Source organism: Duganella qianjiadongensis (assembly GCF_009857915.1).
GTDB classification, from domain to species: domain Bacteria; phylum Pseudomonadota; class Gammaproteobacteria; order Burkholderiales; family Burkholderiaceae_D; genus Rugamonas; species Rugamonas qianjiadongensis.
The window spans coordinates 592,640-609,919 of sequence record NZ_WWCM01000001.1 but is presented as its reverse complement, the minus strand read 5'-3'; the positions used below and the strand labels follow the sequence as shown (position 1 = coordinate 609,919).

The window sequence follows — 17,280 nt, the reverse complement described above, 5'->3', positions numbered from 1 at the left end:
CAGCATTCATGATTAGACCGGCGTGACCGCAAGCCTGCAGCGGAGCGCCACTACAAAAATATACGGAGTTATCCATGGCACAAATTCAAGTTAAAGTACCTCAACTGTCGGAATCGGTCGCTGAAGCGACCATGCTGACCTGGCACAAGAAAATCGGCGAAGCCGTCGCCCGCGACGAAAACCTGATCGACATCGAAACCGATAAAGTGGTACTGGAACTGCCAGCCCCGGCCGCTGGCGTGCTGGTTGAAATCATCAAAGGCGACGGCAGCACCGTGGTGGCTGACGAAGTGATCGCCGTCATCGATACCGAAGCGACCGCCGGCGCTAGCGCTCCAGCCGCTGCCGCTGCTGCCCCAGCCGCCGCTGCTGCTGCACCAGCTGCTGCTGCCGCTACCGGTGGCAACAAAGGCGACGTGGCCATGCCAGCCGCTGCCAAGATCCTGTCGGAAAAAGGCCTGAGCGCCAGCGATGTTGCCGGTTCGGGCAAAGATGGCCGCGTCACCAAGGGCGACGCACTGGCTGCTTCGGCACCGGCTGCCCCGGCCGTGGCTCCTCTGGCGGCACCCGCTGCCAAGCCAGCACTGCAACAGGTGGCTGCGCCTGCCGCTGCCAATCTGGGCGATCGTCCGGAAGAGCGCGTGCCGATGAGCCGTCTGCGTGCCCGTATCGCCGAGCGTCTGGTGCAATCGCAATCGACCAACGCGATTCTGACCACCTTCAACGAAGTCAACATGGCGCCAGTGATGGACCTGCGCAACAAGTACAAGGACAAGTTCGAGAAAGAGCACGGCGTCAAGCTGGGCTTCATGTCCTTCTTCGTTAAAGCTGCTGTGGCCGCGCTGAAGAAATACCCTATTCTGAACGCTTCGGTCGACGGTAACGATATCGTCTACCACGGCTACTTCGACATCGGTATCGCCGTGGGTTCGCCACGCGGTCTGGTGGTGCCTATTCTGCGCAATGCCGACCAGATGTCGATCGCCGACATCGAGAAGAAAATCGGCGAATTCGGCGCCAAGGCTAAAGAAGGCAAGCTGACCCTGGACGACCTGACCGGCGGTACCTTCTCGATCTCGAATGGCGGTACCTTCGGCTCCATGCTGTCGACCCCTATCATCAACCCGCCACAATCGGCGATTCTGGGCGTGCACGCGACCAAAGATCGCGCTGTGGTAGAAAACGGCCAGATCGTGGTGCGTCCGATGAACTATCTGGCGATGTCCTACGACCACCGTATCATCGACGGCCGCGAAGCTGTGCTGGGTCTGGTAGCCATGAAAGAAGCGCTGGAAGATCCAGCCCGCCTGCTGCTGGAACTGTAATCCCCGCCAATGCGTTCCGGCCCCGGTGCCGGAACGCTGTTCAGAGGAAGAACCATGAGCGTTTCCGAAGAAATCAAGCGTTTGCATGAACTGCACCAGTCCGGCGCCCTGTCGGATGCCGAGTTCGCTGCTGCCAAGGCCAAGCTGCTCAGCAGCGGGTCGTATGGCAGCGAACAGCTTTCCAGCGACATCAGCAAATTGCGCCGCTCCCGTAGCGACCGCTGGCTAGGTGGGGTATGTGGCGGCCTGGGCCGCATCAGCGGCGTCGAGACCTGGATCTGGCGTCTGCTGTTCGTGCTGTTCGTGCTGACCTTCGGCTTCGGTCTCGCGATTTACCTTCTGCTCTGGATCTTTGTGCCAGAAGAAGAAACGATAGGATAAGAAATGAGCAAACAATTTGACGTAGTAGTCATCGGCGCCGGTCCCGGCGGTTATATCGCTGCCATCCGCGCAGCCCAGCTGGGTTTCTCGGTTGCCTGCGTAGATGCGTGGGAAAATGAAAAGGGCGGCCCGGCACCGGGCGGTACTTGCACCAACGTCGGCTGCATCCCCTCCAAAGCACTGCTGCAATCGTCGGAACACTACGAGCACGCTGGCCATGCGTTCAAGGAACACGGTATCGATGTTGCCGGTCTGTCGCTGAACCTGCCGCAAATGCTGAAGCGCAAGAACACCGTCGTCAAACAGAATAATGACGGCATCCTGTTCCTGTTCAAGAAAAACAAAGTGAGCTTCTTCCACGGCCGCGCCGCTTTCGCCGGTCCAGCTACTGCAGAAGGCTACCCGCTGGCCATCTCGGCACCTGCCAACGAGACCATCAGCGGCAAACAGGTGATCATCGCTACCGGTTCCAATGCACGCGAACTGCCGGGCGCAGCGTTTGATGAAAAGCTGATACTGTCGAACACCGGCGCACTGGCCATCGACGCTGTTCCAGCCAAGCTGGGCGTGATCGGCGCCGGCGTGATCGGTCTGGAAATGGGCTCCGTATGGCGCCGTCTGGGCGCGGAAGTGACCGTGCTGGAAGGCCTGCCGGTGTTCCTCGGCGCCGTCGACGAGCAGATCGCCAAGGAAGCGCAGAAGCTGTTCACCAAACAGGGGCTGTCCATCAATCTGGGCTGCAAGATCGGCGCCATCACCAAGGGCGACAACAACGTCACCGTGGCTTACGAAAACGCCAAGGGCGAAGCGCAGACCGCCGTGTTCGACAAGCTGATCGTGTCGATCGGCCGTACCCCGAACACCCATGGCCTGGGCGCGGACAAAGTCGGTCTGGCGCTGGACGAGCGCGGTTTCGTCGCCGTCGATGGCGACTGCAAAACCAATCTGCCGGGCGTATGGGCCGTGGGCGACGTGGTACGTGGCCCGATGCTGGCGCACAAAGCGGAAGAAGAAGGCGTGGCCGTGGCCGAGCGTATCGCTGGCCAGCACGGTCACACCAACTTCGACACCATTCCCTGGGTGATCTACACCTCGCCGGAAATCGCCTGGGTAGGCAAAACCGAGCAGGCGCTGAAAGCCGCTGGCGTGGCCTACAAAGCCGGTACTTTCCCCTTCCTGGCCAACGGCCGTGCACGCGCACTGGGCGATACCTCGGGTATGGTGAAATTCCTCGCCGATGCCACCACCGACGAAATCCTCGGCGTGCACATCATCGGACCGATGGCTTCGGAACTGATTTCGGAAGCCGTGGTAGCGATGGAATTCAAGGCATCGGCCGAAGACATCGCCCGTATCTGCCACGCTCACCCATCGCTGTCGGAAGCGACCAAAGAGGCAGCTCTGGCCATCGATAAGCGTACCCTGAACTTCTAAGCAATCCTCTAGCGGACTGCGGGCGGGCTGCGGTCCGCCCTTTTCTTTTGCGCAGTACAGAAACCATCCTCATGAACGTCGAAGAGTTTTACCAGCATGCGCTTGAGCAGCGCAATTTCAAGGCCGATGCTGCCCAGCGCCGCGCCGTTGACCGTCTGCAAGTGTGCTATGATCAGTGGCTGGCCTACAAAGGCCAGCGCTCGAGCACCTTCAAGCGCCTGATCAACCGGCCCGATGTGCCCCGCGGCGTGTATATGTGGGGCGGGGTGGGGCGCGGTAAGTCCTTCCTGATGGACAGTTTCTATTCGGTGGTGCCGGTGGTACGCAAGACCCGCTTGCACTTCCACGAATTCATGCGCGGCGTGCACCGCCAGCTCGACGATCTGAAAGGCTTGGCCAATCCGCTCGACGAAGTGGCCAAGCGCGTGGCCAAAAAATACCGTCTGATCTGCTTCGACGAATTCCACATCTCCGATGTGGCCGATGCCATGATCATGTACAACCTGCTGAAGGCACTGTTCGATAACGGCGTGTCCTTCATCATGACGTCCAACTACGATCCGCAGCTGCTGTACCCGGACGGGTTGCACCGTGACCGCATCCTGCCCACCATCGCGCTGCTGTACGAAAAGCTCGATGTGATGAATATCGATGCCGGCATCGATTACCGGGGCCGCGCGCTGGAGCAGGTGGAGTCGTATTACACCCCGCTCAATGCGGCTACCGACGAAGCGCTGCGTGCTGCCTTTGCCCGCGTAGCCGAGAGCGCCGACGAGGACCCCACCATCCGCATCGAAGCGCGCGAAATCCGTGCGCTGCGCCGGGCCGGCACCACCATCTGGTTCGATTTCAATACCCTGTGCGGCGGTCCCCGCTCGCAGAACGATTATCTGGAAATCGCCAGCCGCTTCCATACCGTGATATTGTCCGGCATACCGATGATGTCGGCGGCCATGTCGTCCGAAGCGCGCCGCTTTACCTGGCTGATCGATGTATTCTACGATCAGGGCGTCAAGTTGCTGATGTCGGCCGAGGTGGAACCGGAACAGCTCTACACCACCGGTACACTGGCGAACGAATTCCACCGTACCGTCTCGCGTATCGTCGAGATGCAGTCGCAGGAATATATGGATAAGGAACAGCGTGCGGCTGCCGCAGCGCTGGCATAGTTTTTTAGGAAGTGTATGGTGATTGCGAGTAAATTCAAGGCGGGCTGGCTGCTGGCACTGGGCCTGATGCTGGGGCTAGTGACGCTGGCGCCGGTGCAGGCGGCCGAAGCGGCAGCGCGCTGGCCCAAGGTGCAGTCGGTCGAGCAGGCCAATGCAGCACTGCGTCAGGTGGAACAGGAGCGCGCCGTGGTGCAGGACCAGTTCGCCGAGGCTGAGCGTATCTGCTATGGCCGTTTTTTTGTGAACACCTGCCTGAGCGATGCCAAGGAAGTACGGCGCAAGGCACTGGCCGTGCTGCGTGCTGCCGAAGTCGATGCCGAGCATTTCAAACGCGCCGATTCGGTAGAAAAGCGTGATGCCGATCTGGCGGTAAGGGCCCGCAAGGATGCCGAAGAAGAAGCCCAGCATGCGGCTACGGCGCCCAAGGCGCCGAAAGTCGTGGACGATACGCCACGCCCGCCAGCTGTCACCGGACCGGCCGTGGACCGCGCAGCGCGCCATGCGGAAAAGCTGAAGAAGCTGGAAGCGCAGGATGCGGCCAATGCGGGCAAGCGGGCCGAAAATGTGGTCAGTTTCGAGCGCAAGCAGGATGAATCGCAGCGCCGTCAGGCCGAAGTGGCGCGCAAGAAGGCCGAAAAAGAGGCCAAACAGGCCGCCAGGGAAGCTGCGGCGCAGCGCAAAGCGGACCCCGTCCAGCGTCAGTAAGCAGGCCGTGGACTGCAGCTGGAACGTGACGCAGAGCAGCATTAGTTGGCTGCGCGCGCCGGGTAGATTAAACTACGTGATGTGTCACCGTTGTAAAGTAGTACTCCTTGTTGCAGTGAAACTTTTGTGTGGGTAGAGACCGAGAATTATGGCTGATGTAATCGATATCCAGCGTCGTCTGATAGAACTCGACGTTGAACACCGCGATCTGGATGCTGTCATCAACATGCTGACGCTCGATGGTCACCACGATCAATTGCAATTGCGCCGTCTCAAAAAGCGCAAGCTGCAACTGAAAGACCATATCACTCTGCTCAAAATGCAACTGGTGCCGGATGTTCCTGCCTGAGTTGCGAGCCTTACCGCTGCCTATCTAGTATATTTTGACTCAACACCCGTCCCCGTCCGACCAGACCCCGATCGCCGTGGTTGGCGAGACCGCCGAAGCACCCCCCGGAAAACATGATGCCGAGGTTGAACGCCTGTTTGGTGCCGGTGGACCGCTGGGTCCGGCGGTAGGCGATTTTCGTCCGCGCCGTTCGCAGACCGAAATGGCCAAGGCCGTTGCCGCCGCCATCGACAGCCAGACCACTCTGATCGCCGAGGCCGGTACCGGCACGGGCAAGACCTTTGCCTATCTGGTGCCGGCGCTGCTGTGGGGCGGCAAGACCATCATTTCCACCGGTACCAAGAATCTGCAGGACCAGCTGTTCCTGCGCGATATCCCTACCGTGCGGGCGGCTTTGCAGGCACCGGTGTCGGTGGCGCTGCTCAAAGGCCGTTCCAACTATCTGTGCCACTACCATCTGGAGCGCACGCTGCAGAATGGCCGCATGACGTCGCGCGACGACGTGGGCCATCTGCGCGAAATTTCGCGCTTCCTGAAAATGACCAATTCCGGCGACAAGGCGGAACTGGCGCGGGTGCCGGAAAATGCCCTGATCTGGAATCTGGTTACTTCCACCCGCGACAACTGCATGGGCGCCGAGTGCCAGTATTATCAGGACTGCTTCGTGATGAAGGCGCGCAAGGAGGCGCAGCAGGCCGATGTGGTGGTGGTCAATCATCACCTGTTCTTCGCCGACGTGGCGCTGAAGGATTCCGGCATCGCCGAACTGCTGCCGTCGGCCAACACCGTGATCTTCGACGAAGCCCACCAGTTGCCCGATACGGCCACGCTGTTCTTTGGCGATACCTTCTCCACCTCGCAAGTGCTGGAATTGTGCCGCGACGTGCTGGCCGAAGGGCTGGCCCACGCGCGCGATGGCGCCGACTGGGGCAAGACGGTGACGGTGGTGGAAAAAGCGGCGCGCGATCTGCGCCTGACCTTCCCGCAGGATATCGTGCGCCTGTCGCTGCCGCAGATTGCGCCATCGAGCGACTTTTTCCCCGCGCTGGAAACCCTCAAGGATGAGCTGGACGGCCTGCTGGCCGTGCTGGAAACCCAGGCGGAGCGGGCGGAAACGCTGGAACAGTGCCGCCAGCGCGGCCTGCAGCTGGCGCAGCAGCTGCGCGACTGGAAATTCGATCCCAAGGCGCGGGTGGAGAAGGGCGCGGAAGCCGTGTTCTGGGTGGAAGCCTATGCCTCTTCGCTGCAGCTGCACAAGACGCCGCTGTCGATTGCGCCTATCTTCAACGGCCAGCGCGAAGGCGTGCCGCGTAGCTGGATATTCACCTCCGCCACGCTGGCGGTGAAAAACGATTTCAGCCACTTTTCCGAGCAGATGGGCTTGACGGGCGAACCGTCCAAAACCTGGCCCAGCCCGTTCGATTACGGTGCGCAGGGCATACTGTATGTGCCGCAAGGCTTGCCCGATCCGAATTCCATGGGCTATACGGATGCCGTGCTCGATCTGGCCCTGCCCGTGATCGAAGCGGCGGGCGGCCGTACTTTCCTGCTGTGCACCACGCTGCGCGCCGTCAAGCGGGCCGCCGAACGGCTACGCGACGAGTTCGAGCGGCGCGGCCTGAACTTCCCCCTGTTCGTGCAGGGCGATAAAGGCCGCACGGAATTGCTGGACCAGTTCCGCGCCGCCGGTAACGGCGTGCTGATCGGCAGCCAGTCGTTCTGGGAAGGCGTGGACGTGCGCGGCGATGCGCTGTCGCTGGTGATTATCGACAAGCTGCCGTTTGCGCCGCCCGACGATCCCGTGCTGGCAGCCCGCATCGAAGTGATGGAGAAACAGGGCAAGAATGGTTTCATGCATCACACGCTGCCGGAAGCCATCATCAACCTGAAGCAGGGCGCCGGCCGCCTGATCCGCGACGTCGGCGATCGCGGCGTGCTGATGCTGTGCGATCCGCGTGTCATTTCCAAGCCTTATGGCAAACGCATCTGGCAAAGCCTGCCGGCCTTCAAGCGCACGCGCGAACAGGCCGATGTGATTGCCTTCTTCCGCCCTGCGCCGCCCGCCGAGGCGGAATAGGGCGGCGCAGCGCTGCATCGATTCCTGCCGTTCTGAGCGCCCCGCACACCTTTGCGCTGGCACAAACTCGCGCCTGAACTGGGCGCTAGAGTGAACTCTGCGCTGCACCGTTTGGCGTGCAGTTACGGAGGATGTCATGGCAATCCGACACGGCTGTTTTATCAGTTATGCCCATGGCCATCACGCGTACATGAGCCGCTTCAAAAGCGATCTGATCGAAGCACTGGCCTGCTATCTGGAGCCCCATTTCGATAACGAGGACGAGCTCTTCGTCGATAGCGCCCAGCTCGGTGGCGGGGACGATCTGGATCAGCGCATCGCCCAGGCCCTGTGCGAAAGCGTCTGCATGATCGTGATCTATACGCCGCGCTACGAAGCGCACGGCTATACGCGGCGCGAATATGCCGCCATGCAGCGCATCGAAGCGGAACGCAGCGCGTGGTACCGCCTGCCCAGTCACCTGATCATCCCCATCATCATGACGCGCCACCCGGCCGGCTTGCCGCCGCAGATTACCCGGCCCGGCATGTATGTGGATTTTTCGCGCTATACGCTGGCCAGCAATTCGTTCAAATCCAATCCCGAATTTCTGCCCGAAATAGAAAAAATCGTGCTGCGCATCGCCGAGCATTACCACTGTCTGAAGCGCTATATGCCGCCCCGCCACGATTGCAGCAAATTTGTTCTGCCCGATATTCCGCCTGAATGGCGGGTGATTCCTCCTCCTAACTTTCCACGCTAAAGGTTTGCCATGGAAACCCATCCTCTGTTGCTGCCGCCGCTCAGCGATCACGGCGAAGTCATTACTTTTTATGCCTACCGCGATGATGGCAGCCGCAGCGCGGCGCTGGCCAATCTGGCGATACTGCTGGCACGCCAGCGGGCAGCTTACAATCCTGTCCTGATGATAGACTGGGATTTGCCGGCGCCGGCACTGCACCAGTATTTCGGCGTGCCGCGCAACCATCCGGGCGTGCTGGAATTCTTCCTCGCCTGCGCCGAGCAGCTGGACCAGCACCAGCCTAGCGGCTTCAGCGACGACACCCTGCTGGCCTATGAAGTGCTGGCGGCAGTGGACTGGGAACAATATGTGCTGCGCGTGGACGATGCCAGCCAGCTCTACCTGATGCCGGCTGGCCGGCTCGACGAGCACTATTCCGAACGCTTGCGTACCCTGGACTGGGAAGGACTGTTCCGGCGCTGCCCCGCGCTGTTCCGCTGCTTCGCCGCCCAGATGGCCTGCCACTTCCGCCATGTGCTGGTCGATGCTGCCAGCGGGCAGGCGGAAACTGCGGGCCTGTGCACCACGCTGCTGCCGCGCAAGCTGGTGATGCTGTTCGGCCCCGACAAGGGCAGCCTCGAAGGCGCTTGCGAGATGGTGGCGCGCGCCACCAGCTATCGCTGCAGCCACGAGGACGAGCAGCGCCCCCTGCTGGTCTATCCACTTGCCGTGCAGCTGGAAGGCGACGATGCCAGCCTGCGCGCGCAGCGCCGCTATGGCGACAAGCTGCGTCACGGCGGCTACCAGCAGCGGCTCGAACAGCTGCTGTCGGACTGCTATGGCCTGCGTCAGTTGTCGCTAGCCAGCTATTGCGATGAAGTCCAGCTCCAGCATAGCCGTGACGAGGCGCAGCAACTGGCCGCGCAGGCCACCCCGCACGGTGACCGCCATACACTGGTGCGTTCCTACGCCACCCTGCTGGAATGGCTGGAGCCGGGCTACTATCCGTGGCAATCCCACGCCGAGGTGCTTGCGCTCAGGCGTATGCAGGCACTGCCGGGCCAGCTGACGGGCCATAGCCTGCTGCTGGCGCAGGCCGAACTGCAGCACCAGCTGGGGCTGGAGTACAGCACGCAGCAGCGCTGGCGGCAGGCGCAAGGCTGCTTCGAACAGGCCTGCCAGATGCGTCAGCAGGTGGTGGGGACGGAGCAGGCGGAAACGCTGGCCAGCAAGGCGGCGCTGGCGGCAGTACAGTTTCAGTCGGGCCAGCTGGAAGCGGCGCAGATATTGCAGGAATGCGTGGCGGAAGCCCATGGCCGCTTGCTCGGGGGCGAACATCCCGATACGCTGGCGGCGCGCATGGCGCTGGCAGCTACGCTGGGAGCCCGTGGCCGTGCCCAGCAGGCCATGCAGATTTATGACGAGGTGCTGGCTGTGTATGTCCGCCAGTTGGGCGGCTTGCACAGGCTGACGCTGGCCTGCAAGGCAGAACGGGCGCGCCAGCTATTCCTGCAAGGCGAATTCGATGCGGCGCGTAGTGCACAGGAGCAGATTCTGGCCGAGCGTAAACGCTGCCTTGGCGGCGAACATGCGGACACGCTGGCCAGCCGCACGGCGCTGGCGTGGACCATGCTGCAACTCGACGAGCCGGATGTGGCGCACAGCCTGCTCGATGCCGTGTTGCAAATTAGTATCAAACAGCATGGTCCCCATCATGCGGCGGTGGCGCGCGCCCGTGCGGCCATGGCTGACCTGCTCAAACAGACGGGCAGCCATGCGGGCCAGCATCCGGGCCAGGCCGATCTGGTACCGGAACTGCGTCAGGAAGGTGCGCTCGATGCCTACGACGATGCCTTGTTGCAGCCGCTGCAGCCCATGCATCCGATAGGACCGGAGGTGGTCCAGCTGACGGCCGAACAGATGCTGGCGCTCGACGCTGCCGCGGCGCCAGGCCGCAGCCAGAGCGGCTGACGCAAATTTATCTGCGCGGGGGCAGCATCGAACGAGCAGGGCGGCGATTGCTTCAGGTAAAATCGTCGTATGAAAATCCTGATCAGTAACGACGACGGTTATCTGGCCCCCGGCATCAATGCGCTGGCTGCTGCGCTGACGCCCATCGCCGATATCGTCGTGGTGGCGCCGGATAGCAACCGCTCCGGTGCATCCAACTCCCTCTCGCTGGACCGGCCGCTGTCGGTGCAGCAGGCTGCCAACGGTTTTTATTTCGTTAACGGCACACCCACCGACTGCGTGCACGTGGCGCTGACGGGCGTGCTCGATTACCGTCCTGATCTGGTTGTATCCGGTATCAATAACGGTCCCAATATGGGGGACGACACCCTGTATTCGGGCACGGTGGCTGCGGCCACGGAAGGTTATCTGTTCGGCATTCCTGCCATCGCCTTTTCGCAGGGCGCTTTTGGCTGGGAATATATCGATGATGCGGCGCGCCATGCGCGCGACATCATCGTGCAGTACATGGCGGCGCTGCCCGCCCCCTACCTGCTCAATGTGAATATTCCGAACTTGCCGTACGAGCAATTGCGTACGCCGCTCGCCACGCGGCTGGGCCGGCGCCATCAGGCCGAGCCGGTGATACGCGCGCACGATCCGCGCGGCAAGGAAATTTTCTGGATCGGTCCGCCGGGGGCGACCAAGGATGCCGGCGAGGGCACGGATTTTCATGCCTGTGCCAGCGGACGCACCTCGATCACGCCTTTGCAGATCGACCTCACGCATAAAACCCAGCTGGACGTACTCGCAAAGGCACTGGCATGACCGACAAGAACCGTCGCTTTCCGCTTCCGCTATCCTCGGTCGTCGATCAGGGGAACAAGAAGGCCACGGTGTCGGCGTCCATAGTCCGGCCACAGACGGCAACCCAGAATGCGGCACGCCATCTGCCGCAGCCGCTGCGCACGAGTACCGGTCCCGGCAGCGCTAGCAGCACCAGCAAGCCGCCGCTATTCCATTCCCAGTCGCATACCCATACCCAGCCGCGCCAGCCAGCGCCCCAGCCGGTGCTGGGGCAGCGCCAGAGTCCGCTGGTGTCGGATGCCGTGCGGCGCGCCATGGTGCAGCGTGTGGCCAAGCAGGGTGTGCAGGATAATCTGGTTCTGGCCGCACTGGAAACGGTGCCGCGCCATATGTTCATGGAAGAGGGGTTGGCTTCGCAGGCGTATATCGATGCTTCGCTGCCGATCGGCCATCATCAGACCATATCCCAGCCCTATATCGTGGCGCGCATGATAGAACTGATGCGCAACGGCGGCCAGCTCAAGCGCGTGCTGGAAATCGGCACGGGCTGCGGTTATCAGGCGGCTGTGCTGGCCTGCGTGGCGCAGGAAGTGTATTCGATCGAACGCATCAAGCCCCTGCACGAACTGGCCAAGGTCAATCTGCGTCCGCTGCGCGTGCCCAATCTGCGGCTGCATTACGGGGATGGTATGCTTGGGCTGCCGCAAGCTGCGCCATTTGATGGCATCATACTGGCCGCAGCCGGTCTGGAAGTGCCGCAGGCCCTGCTGGAGCAGCTGGCCATAGGCGGGCGGCTGGTCGCACCGGTGGGCGCGCGCGCCCAGCACCTCGAACTCATTACCCGTACCGGTAAGGCAGAATGGACTAGCGAAACGCTGGAAGACTGCCATTTTGTGCCGCTGCGGGCCGGCACCATCTGATGGGCCGCATTTAAACGACACAGTATTGATGAAGCAAACACGTATGACCAAAAACACAAGCGCACTGATATTGGGTATCGGCGTCCTGCTGACAGCCTGCACCAGCGTACCGAATCAGGCTCCGGTGGTGGACCGCCATGTGGCCTCGAGCAGCAAGCCTGCCGTGGCGGAAGCGCCGCCCGTGGTACGCGACGAACGTGGCATGTACACGGTGAAGAAAGGCGATACCCTGATCCGGATTGCACTGGAATTCGGCCAGAATTACCGTGATCTGGTGACCTGGAATAATCTGTCCAATCCCAACGACATCAAGGTCGATCAGGTGCTGCGCGTGCAGCCGCCCGACTCTGCGCCAGCTGGCAGCGGCGTGCAGACGGGCGCCATCGTGATGCCGCCGCCCGTCGATAAACCGGCGCCGGTGGTGCGCAAGACCGAGCCGCGCGGCGACAAGAAAGCCTATTCCGAAGCGGCGCTGGCCGAGATGCAGCGGCCGGACGGCGTCAAGGCAGACAAACCTGCCGGCAAGGCGGGTAGTGCAGCCGCCGCTACGGCCGTCGCCGAGACGGTAGTTCCGGCTGCGGCCCCGGTTGCGCCGCCGGCACCGGCTCCGGCGCCGGCTGTGGACGAGGAAAAGCTTAGCTGGATGTGGCCAGCCGAGGGCAAAGTGATTGCTACTTTTGATGAGGGTAAGAACAAAGGTGTCGACATTGCCGGCAAGGCGGGCCAGCCAGTTGTCGCCGCCGGCGCGGGAAAAGTTATGTATGCCGGTAGCGGGATCCGTGGTTATGGTAATCTGGTGATCGTGAAACACAGTAATAGCCTGCTGTCGGCCTATGCCCACAACCGCAGCATCGTGGTCAAGGAAGGCAACACCGTAACCAAAGGACAACAGATCGCGGAAATGGGCGACTCCGATACGGACACCGTCAAGCTGCACTTTGAAATCCGGCAGCAGGGCAAACCCGTGGACCCGTCGCGCTTCCTGCCTAACCGTTAGCGCTAAGCCATGACACCAACCTCGCACGATTCCATGGATGACGACGCACTGCCCGATGAGTATCGCGAAGATGGCAACGAAGATGTCGCCATCGAGCCGGCGGAAGGCGAGGTACTGGCTACCGGTGCCGTGCTGGAAAGTGTTGACGAGCTCAAGAAAGTGCTGGCCGCCGAGCTGTCCACCGACACCACCCAGCACTATCTGAACCAGATCGGTACGCGGCCGCTGCTGACGGCCGTGCAGGAAGTGCATTACGCCACGCTGGCCAAGAACGGCGATTTCGCCGCGCGCCAGACCATGATCGAGCATAACTTGCGGCTGGTAGTCTCGATCGCCAAGCACTACATCAATCGCGGCGTGGTGCTGCTCGACATGATAGAAGAGGGCAACATCGGCCTGATGCGCGCCATCGACAAGTTCGAGCCCGAGCGCGGCTTCCGTTTCTCGACTTACGCCACGTGGTGGATACGCCAGAGTATAGAGCGCGCCATCATGAATCAGGCCCGTACCGTGCGCCTGCCGGTGCATATGGTGCGTGAACTGAACCAGATTTTGCGCGGCAAATACCATCTGGAAGCGCGCCAGCATGACGGCAAGGATGCCACCGCCGAGGATATCGCCGAACTGGTAGGCCGTCCGGTGGAAGAAGTGCAGGACATTCTCGCCATGTCCGAGCACGCTACCTCGCTCGATGCGCCGCTCGACAACGATCCCCAGTCCTCGCTGATGGACATGCTGCCCGGCGCCAGCGAAGACAGCCCCGATGCGCGCGCCGAACACCACGAAATGACGCTGCTGGTGCGCGACTGGCTAACCCGTCTGCCGGACAAGCAGCGGGTGGTGATCATGCGCCGTTTCGGCCTCGATAACGATGATCCGGCCACGCTGGAGACGCTGGCCGAGGAGATGGGCGTGACGCGCGAGCGGGTGCGCCAGATCCAGCAGGAAGCCCTCGTCAAGCTCAAGCGCGCCATGGCGGCGCGTGGCGTGGTGCGCGATTCGCTGCTGTAGTCCCCCCTGTCATCTGCTATCATATTGACCCGTTCGTGACCCGGTGGTGGTTGGCGTATTGCCGGCCGGCGTCTGCTATCCCTTTTTACTGAACCGTCATGCAAGAAGAAAATACCCTCCTCATCAAGTCGCTCGATATGGACGCCCGTGGCGTCGGCCATCTGCAAAACGAGGATGGAACTCCCGGTAAAGTGGTGTTTGTGGAAGGGGCGCTGCCGGGCGAGCGCGTACGCTACGTCACCACCAAGAAGAAGCGCAATCTGGATCTGGGCAAACTGGAAGCGGTGCTGCGCGAATCGCCGATGCGTGTCAAGCCGCAGTGCAAGCACTTCGATGTATGCGGCGGCTGCTCGATGCAGCATCTGGAAGCGGGGGCGCAGGTGGCCGTCAAGCAGCGCGTGCTGGAAGATAATCTGGCCCACATCGGCAAGGTCAAACCGGACACGGTGATGCGGCCGATGTATGGCCCCACCTGGGGCTACCGCTACCGCGCCCGTCTGTCGGTGCGCTATGTGGCGCGCAAGGAGACGGTGCTGGTCGGCTTCCACGAGCGTAAATCGTCGTTTGTGGCCGATATCAGCAGCTGCGAAATCCTGCCGCGCTATATCTCCGATCTGCTGCTGCCGCTGCGCGCGCTGATCGGTTCGCTGTCGCTGTACATGCAGATTCCGCAGATCGAAGTGGCGATCGGCGAAGACGTGACGGCGCTGGTATTCCGCATCATGGCCCCGCTGACGGCCGACGACGAAGTCAAGCTCAAAGCCTTCGCCGACCAGTATCAGGTGCAGCTGTGGCTGCAGACTGGTGCCCCGGATACGGCGGCGCCGTACTACCCGCGGGATAAGCAACTGCATTATCTGCTGCCGGAATTCGGCATCCGCATGCCGTTCAAGCCGGTCGATTTTACTCAGGTCAATCACTACATCAACCGCGTGCTGGTGGTGAAAGCCCTGCGCCTGCTGGAAGTGCAGCCGCAGGACCGCGTGGCCGATCTGTTCTGCGGCCTTGGCAACTTCACCCTGCCGCTGGCCACGCAGGCGCGCGAAGTGGTGGGTATCGAAGGCAGCAGCGCGCTGACGGAGCGTGCGCTCGATAACGCCAAGGCTAACGGTCTGGCCGGGAAGACCACCTTCTACATGCGCAATCTGTTCGAAGTCACGGCCGATCATCTGATCCAGCTGGGTAAGTTCGACCGCATGCTGATCGACCCGCCACGCGATGGCGCCATGACCCTGAGCGAAGCGCTGCTGGCGCTAAGCCTGAGCCGGCGTGATCTGCTGCCTAGCCGTATCGTCTACGTGTCGTGCAGCCCGTCCACGCTGGCGCGCGACGCCGGCATACTGGTCAACGCCGGCTACACGCTGAGCAAAGCCGGGGTGGTAAATATGTTCCCGCACACCTCGCACGTGGAATCGATGGCGGTGTTCGATCTGAACCCGGCCTGAGCAAACCGGCCGGCCCGATAGCACAGACAGCGGAACCTGGTTCCGCTGTTTTTGTTTTGGCTGCCGATCAGGTGCGGGTGATCGACAGGCCACCATCGACCAGCGCTGCCGTACCGGTGACGAAGGAGGCATCGTCGGAGGCCAGATACAGCACCGAGCGGGCCAGTTCCTGCGGCGTGGCGATGCGTTTGAGCGCATGCAGGCCGGTGATGAAAGCCTGCGATTCCGCCGAGTTATTAGTGTCGCGGTACATATCGGTATCGACTGCACCCGGCAGCACGGCATTCACGCGCACGCCTTGCGGACCATATTCGGCTGCCAGCGTCTGGGTCAGGCCGATCAGGCCGGATTTACTGGCCGCATAGGCTGCCATGCCGGGGAAGGAAACGGTATGGCCGACAAAGGTAGAGGTGAAGATCACCGAGCCGCCGCCATGCTGCTGCATCTGGGCGATCTGGTGTTTGGCGCCGTAAAAGGCACCGCTCAGGTTGATAGCCAGCGTGTCGTTCCAGCCGTCGGCGGAGATACCGGTAGTGGCGCCGCTCTCGCCTATGGTGCCGGCATTATTGAAGGCGATGTCGAGGCGGCCATAGCGTTCTACCGCCAGCGCCACCAGCGCTGCCGCATAGTCTTCCGAACGCACGTCACCGGCCAGCGCCACGGCCTGACCGCCCGCCGCCGTAATCTCGCTGACCAGTAACTGCAGTTCGGCGTCGCGGCGGGCGCCTACCACCAGTTTGGCGCCTTCGGCGGCAAACAGCAGGGCAGTAGCGCGGCCTATGCCGGAACTGGCGCCCGTGATCAGGGCGACTTTGTCCTGCAGGCGGCCGTGGCCGGCAGTCGGGATAAGGCTAGTGTGCTGGGCTGCGTTGCTCATTTTGCGACTCCTTGAAAGTGGGGAAGGGGTGATGTCTGCTACGGAATCCAGTGTAGGGATGAAAGCTCGTCCGGATAAGTGAGCAAAAGAAGGAGCTTGTGTTCGGTATAATCGAACAATCGTAGATTCGGGAGGTCGCCATGGTCAAACTCGATGGCATCAGCAGCTTTGTCGCGATTGCCGAAGCAGGCTCGATCAGCGCTGCCGCGCGCCGCCTGCATCTGTCGAAGTCGGTGGTCAGCGAAAGGCTGGCCGAACTGGAGCAGCAACTGGGCGCACCGCTGTTTCATCGCACCACCCGCAAACTGAGCCTGACGGAAGACGGCAGCGCGTTTCTCGAGCGCGCCCACCGCATCGTGTGGGAAGTGCAGGATGCCGTGGCCGAAGTCTCCGAGCGGCGCGCCAGCCTGAGTGGCCCCATGCGGCTGTCGGCGCCTGTCACGTTCGGGCGCATGCATCTGGGGCCGGCGCTGTATCCGTTTCTGGCCCAGCATCCGGATATTGTGCTAACGCTGGAACTGGACGACCGGCGCATCGATGCCGCAGCCGAGGGCTACGATGCCGTCATCCGCCACGGCACGGTGGAAGACAGCCGGCTGGTGGCGCTGCCGCTGGCACCGAGCCGCAGGCTGCTGGTGGCGGCTCCGGCCTACCTCGAACAGCACGGCACGCCGGACTCGCTGGCTGCCTTGCGCCAGCACCGTGCCATCTACTACACCAACCGCAATGTGGCTGACTGGCGCTTTGCCGACGTGCGGCAGGATGTGTTTGTGCGCCCGCCCGCAGCACTGCGCGTCAACAATGGCGACATGATGCGCGATGCCGCGCTGGCCGGACTGGGGCTGGCGCTGCTGCCCAGTTTCATCGTGGGTGAGGAGCTGCGCGCCGGCCAGCTGGTCAAGGTCGATATCGGCCACGAGGCCGCGCAGGAGCTGATCTACGTGGCCCACCCCGAAGGACGGCGCGCATCGCGCAAGCTGAAGGAGCTGGTGACAGCGCTGCGCCAGCGCTTTGGTACGCCGCCGTACTGGGACAAGATGACAAGCGAAGTTTAAGTATTTGAATTTTGGTGTTTTTCCGGTAACGTTGTTGACTTTGCCTTTGGTGTTTGC

The 17,280-nt window shown here is 62.0% G+C and carries 16 protein-coding genes; 15 read left to right on the top strand and 1 reads right to left on the bottom strand.

What is annotated here, in order from left to right:
* The first annotated feature begins 74 nt into the window (after nt 1-74).
* From odhB to rlmD, 14 genes are all read left to right on the top strand, one after another.
* Nucleotides 75-1,325, top strand: coding sequence for a 2-oxoglutarate dehydrogenase complex dihydrolipoyllysine-residue succinyltransferase (gene odhB / locus GTP27_RS02775; RefSeq protein ID WP_161037621.1), 1,251 nt, complete (start codon nt 75-77; stop codon nt 1,323-1,325).
* 54 nt (nt 1,326-1,379) lie between these two features.
* Nucleotides 1,380-1,706 carry a PspC domain-containing protein gene (locus tag GTP27_RS02770; protein ID WP_161037620.1) on the top strand — a complete coding sequence of 109 codons (327 nt, stop codon included), beginning with the start codon at nt 1,380-1,382 and terminating at the stop codon, nt 1,704-1,706.
* A gap of 3 nt (nt 1,707-1,709) precedes the next feature.
* Complete coding sequence (lpdA, locus tag GTP27_RS02765; protein WP_161037619.1) at nt 1,710-3,140, top strand: dihydrolipoyl dehydrogenase; 1,431 nt, start codon at nt 1,710-1,712, stop codon at nt 3,138-3,140.
* A 71-nt stretch (nt 3,141-3,211) separates the two neighbouring features.
* On the top strand, nt 3,212-4,309 hold the full coding sequence (gene zapE, locus GTP27_RS02760) for a cell division protein ZapE (RefSeq protein WP_161037618.1): 1,098 nt from the start codon (nt 3,212-3,214) through the stop codon (nt 4,307-4,309).
* A gap of 15 nt (nt 4,310-4,324) precedes the next feature.
* A complete protein-coding gene (locus GTP27_RS02755; protein ID WP_229633334.1) occupies nt 4,325-5,014 on the top strand; it encodes a hypothetical protein in 690 nt (229 codons plus the stop codon).
* A gap of 148 nt (nt 5,015-5,162) precedes the next feature.
* The gene (locus tag GTP27_RS02750) at nt 5,163-5,363 is read left to right on the top strand and encodes a YdcH family protein (protein ID WP_155433481.1); all 201 of its coding nucleotides are present in this window, start codon (nt 5,163-5,165) and stop codon (nt 5,361-5,363) included.
* A gap of 34 nt (nt 5,364-5,397) precedes the next feature.
* Entirely contained in the window at nt 5,398-7,440 is a 2,043-nt protein-coding gene (gene yoaA / locus GTP27_RS02745; RefSeq protein ID WP_202416486.1) for a DNA repair helicase YoaA, read from the top strand.
* 136 nt (nt 7,441-7,576) lie between these two features.
* Entirely contained in the window at nt 7,577-8,182 is a 606-nt protein-coding gene (locus GTP27_RS02740; protein WP_161037617.1) for a toll/interleukin-1 receptor domain-containing protein, read from the top strand.
* A 9-nt stretch (nt 8,183-8,191) separates the two neighbouring features.
* Nucleotides 8,192-10,132 carry a tetratricopeptide repeat protein gene (locus GTP27_RS02735; RefSeq protein WP_161037616.1) on the top strand — a complete coding sequence of 647 codons (1,941 nt, stop codon included), beginning with the start codon at nt 8,192-8,194 and terminating at the stop codon, nt 10,130-10,132.
* A 69-nt stretch (nt 10,133-10,201) separates the two neighbouring features.
* Nucleotides 10,202-10,939, top strand: a complete 738-nt coding sequence (gene surE, locus GTP27_RS02730; RefSeq protein WP_161037615.1) for a 5'/3'-nucleotidase SurE — start codon at nt 10,202-10,204, stop codon at nt 10,937-10,939.
* Nucleotides 10,936-11,838, top strand: a complete 903-nt coding sequence (locus tag GTP27_RS02725; RefSeq protein ID WP_161037614.1) for a protein-L-isoaspartate(D-aspartate) O-methyltransferase — start codon at nt 10,936-10,938, stop codon at nt 11,836-11,838. The genes surE and GTP27_RS02725 overlap by 4 nt, the downstream gene beginning before the upstream one ends.
* A 43-nt stretch (nt 11,839-11,881) precedes the next feature.
* Nucleotides 11,882-12,835, top strand: a complete 954-nt coding sequence (locus tag GTP27_RS02720) for a peptidoglycan DD-metalloendopeptidase family protein (protein ID WP_161037613.1) — start codon at nt 11,882-11,884, stop codon at nt 12,833-12,835.
* 9 nt (nt 12,836-12,844) lie between these two features.
* Nucleotides 12,845-13,846: an RNA polymerase sigma factor RpoS gene (gene rpoS / locus GTP27_RS02715; protein WP_161037612.1), complete on the top strand. Its 1,002-nt coding sequence runs from the start codon at nt 12,845-12,847 to the stop codon at nt 13,844-13,846.
* A 98-nt stretch (nt 13,847-13,944) separates the two neighbouring features.
* Nucleotides 13,945-15,291 carry a 23S rRNA (uracil(1939)-C(5))-methyltransferase RlmD gene (gene rlmD / locus GTP27_RS02710; protein ID WP_161037611.1) on the top strand — a complete coding sequence of 449 codons (1,347 nt, stop codon included), beginning with the start codon at nt 13,945-13,947 and terminating at the stop codon, nt 15,289-15,291.
* Between the two features lie 67 nt (nt 15,292-15,358).
* On the opposite strand, the gene GTP27_RS02705 is transcribed toward rlmD, so the two are convergent.
* A complete protein-coding gene (locus GTP27_RS02705) occupies nt 15,359-16,168 on the bottom strand; it encodes an SDR family oxidoreductase (RefSeq protein WP_161037610.1) in 810 nt (269 codons plus the stop codon).
* Nucleotides 16,169-16,308: 140 nt separating this feature from the next.
* Here GTP27_RS02705 and GTP27_RS02700 point away from each other — a divergent pair, with 140 nt between their 5' ends.
* Nucleotides 16,309-17,223, top strand: coding sequence for a LysR family transcriptional regulator (locus tag GTP27_RS02700; protein ID WP_161037609.1), 915 nt, complete (start codon nt 16,309-16,311; stop codon nt 17,221-17,223).
* Nucleotides 17,224-17,280: the final 57 nt, after the last annotated feature.

Bases quoted from the DNA above. Each gene is read 5' to 3' on its own strand.
- odhB (WP_161037621.1), top strand. From the start codon at position 75: ATGGCACAAATTCAAGTTAAAGTACCTCAACTGTCGGAATCGGTCGCT.
- GTP27_RS02770 (WP_161037620.1), top strand. From the start codon at position 1,380: ATGAGCGTTTCCGAAGAAATCAAGCGTTTGCATGAACTGCACCAGTCC.
- lpdA (WP_161037619.1), top strand. From the start codon at position 1,710: ATGAGCAAACAATTTGACGTAGTAGTCATCGGCGCCGGTCCCGGCGGT.
- zapE (WP_161037618.1), top strand. From the start codon at position 3,212: ATGAACGTCGAAGAGTTTTACCAGCATGCGCTTGAGCAGCGCAATTTC.
- GTP27_RS02755 (WP_229633334.1), top strand. From the start codon at position 4,325: ATGGTGATTGCGAGTAAATTCAAGGCGGGCTGGCTGCTGGCACTGGGC.
- GTP27_RS02750 (WP_155433481.1), top strand. From the start codon at position 5,163: ATGGCTGATGTAATCGATATCCAGCGTCGTCTGATAGAACTCGACGTT.
- GTP27_RS02740 (WP_161037617.1), top strand. From the start codon at position 7,577: ATGGCAATCCGACACGGCTGTTTTATCAGTTATGCCCATGGCCATCAC.
- GTP27_RS02735 (WP_161037616.1), top strand. From the start codon at position 8,192: ATGGAAACCCATCCTCTGTTGCTGCCGCCGCTCAGCGATCACGGCGAA.
- surE (WP_161037615.1), top strand. From the start codon at position 10,202: ATGAAAATCCTGATCAGTAACGACGACGGTTATCTGGCCCCCGGCATC.
- GTP27_RS02725 (WP_161037614.1), top strand. From the start codon at position 10,936: ATGACCGACAAGAACCGTCGCTTTCCGCTTCCGCTATCCTCGGTCGTC.
- GTP27_RS02720 (WP_161037613.1), top strand. From the start codon at position 11,882: ATGACCAAAAACACAAGCGCACTGATATTGGGTATCGGCGTCCTGCTG.
- rpoS (WP_161037612.1), top strand. From the start codon at position 12,845: ATGACACCAACCTCGCACGATTCCATGGATGACGACGCACTGCCCGAT.
- rlmD (WP_161037611.1), top strand. From the start codon at position 13,945: ATGCAAGAAGAAAATACCCTCCTCATCAAGTCGCTCGATATGGACGCC.
- GTP27_RS02705 (WP_161037610.1), bottom strand. From the start codon at position 16,168: ATGAGCAACGCAGCCCAGCACACTAGCCTTATCCCGACTGCCGGCCAC.
- GTP27_RS02700 (WP_161037609.1), top strand. From the start codon at position 16,309: ATGGTCAAACTCGATGGCATCAGCAGCTTTGTCGCGATTGCCGAAGCA.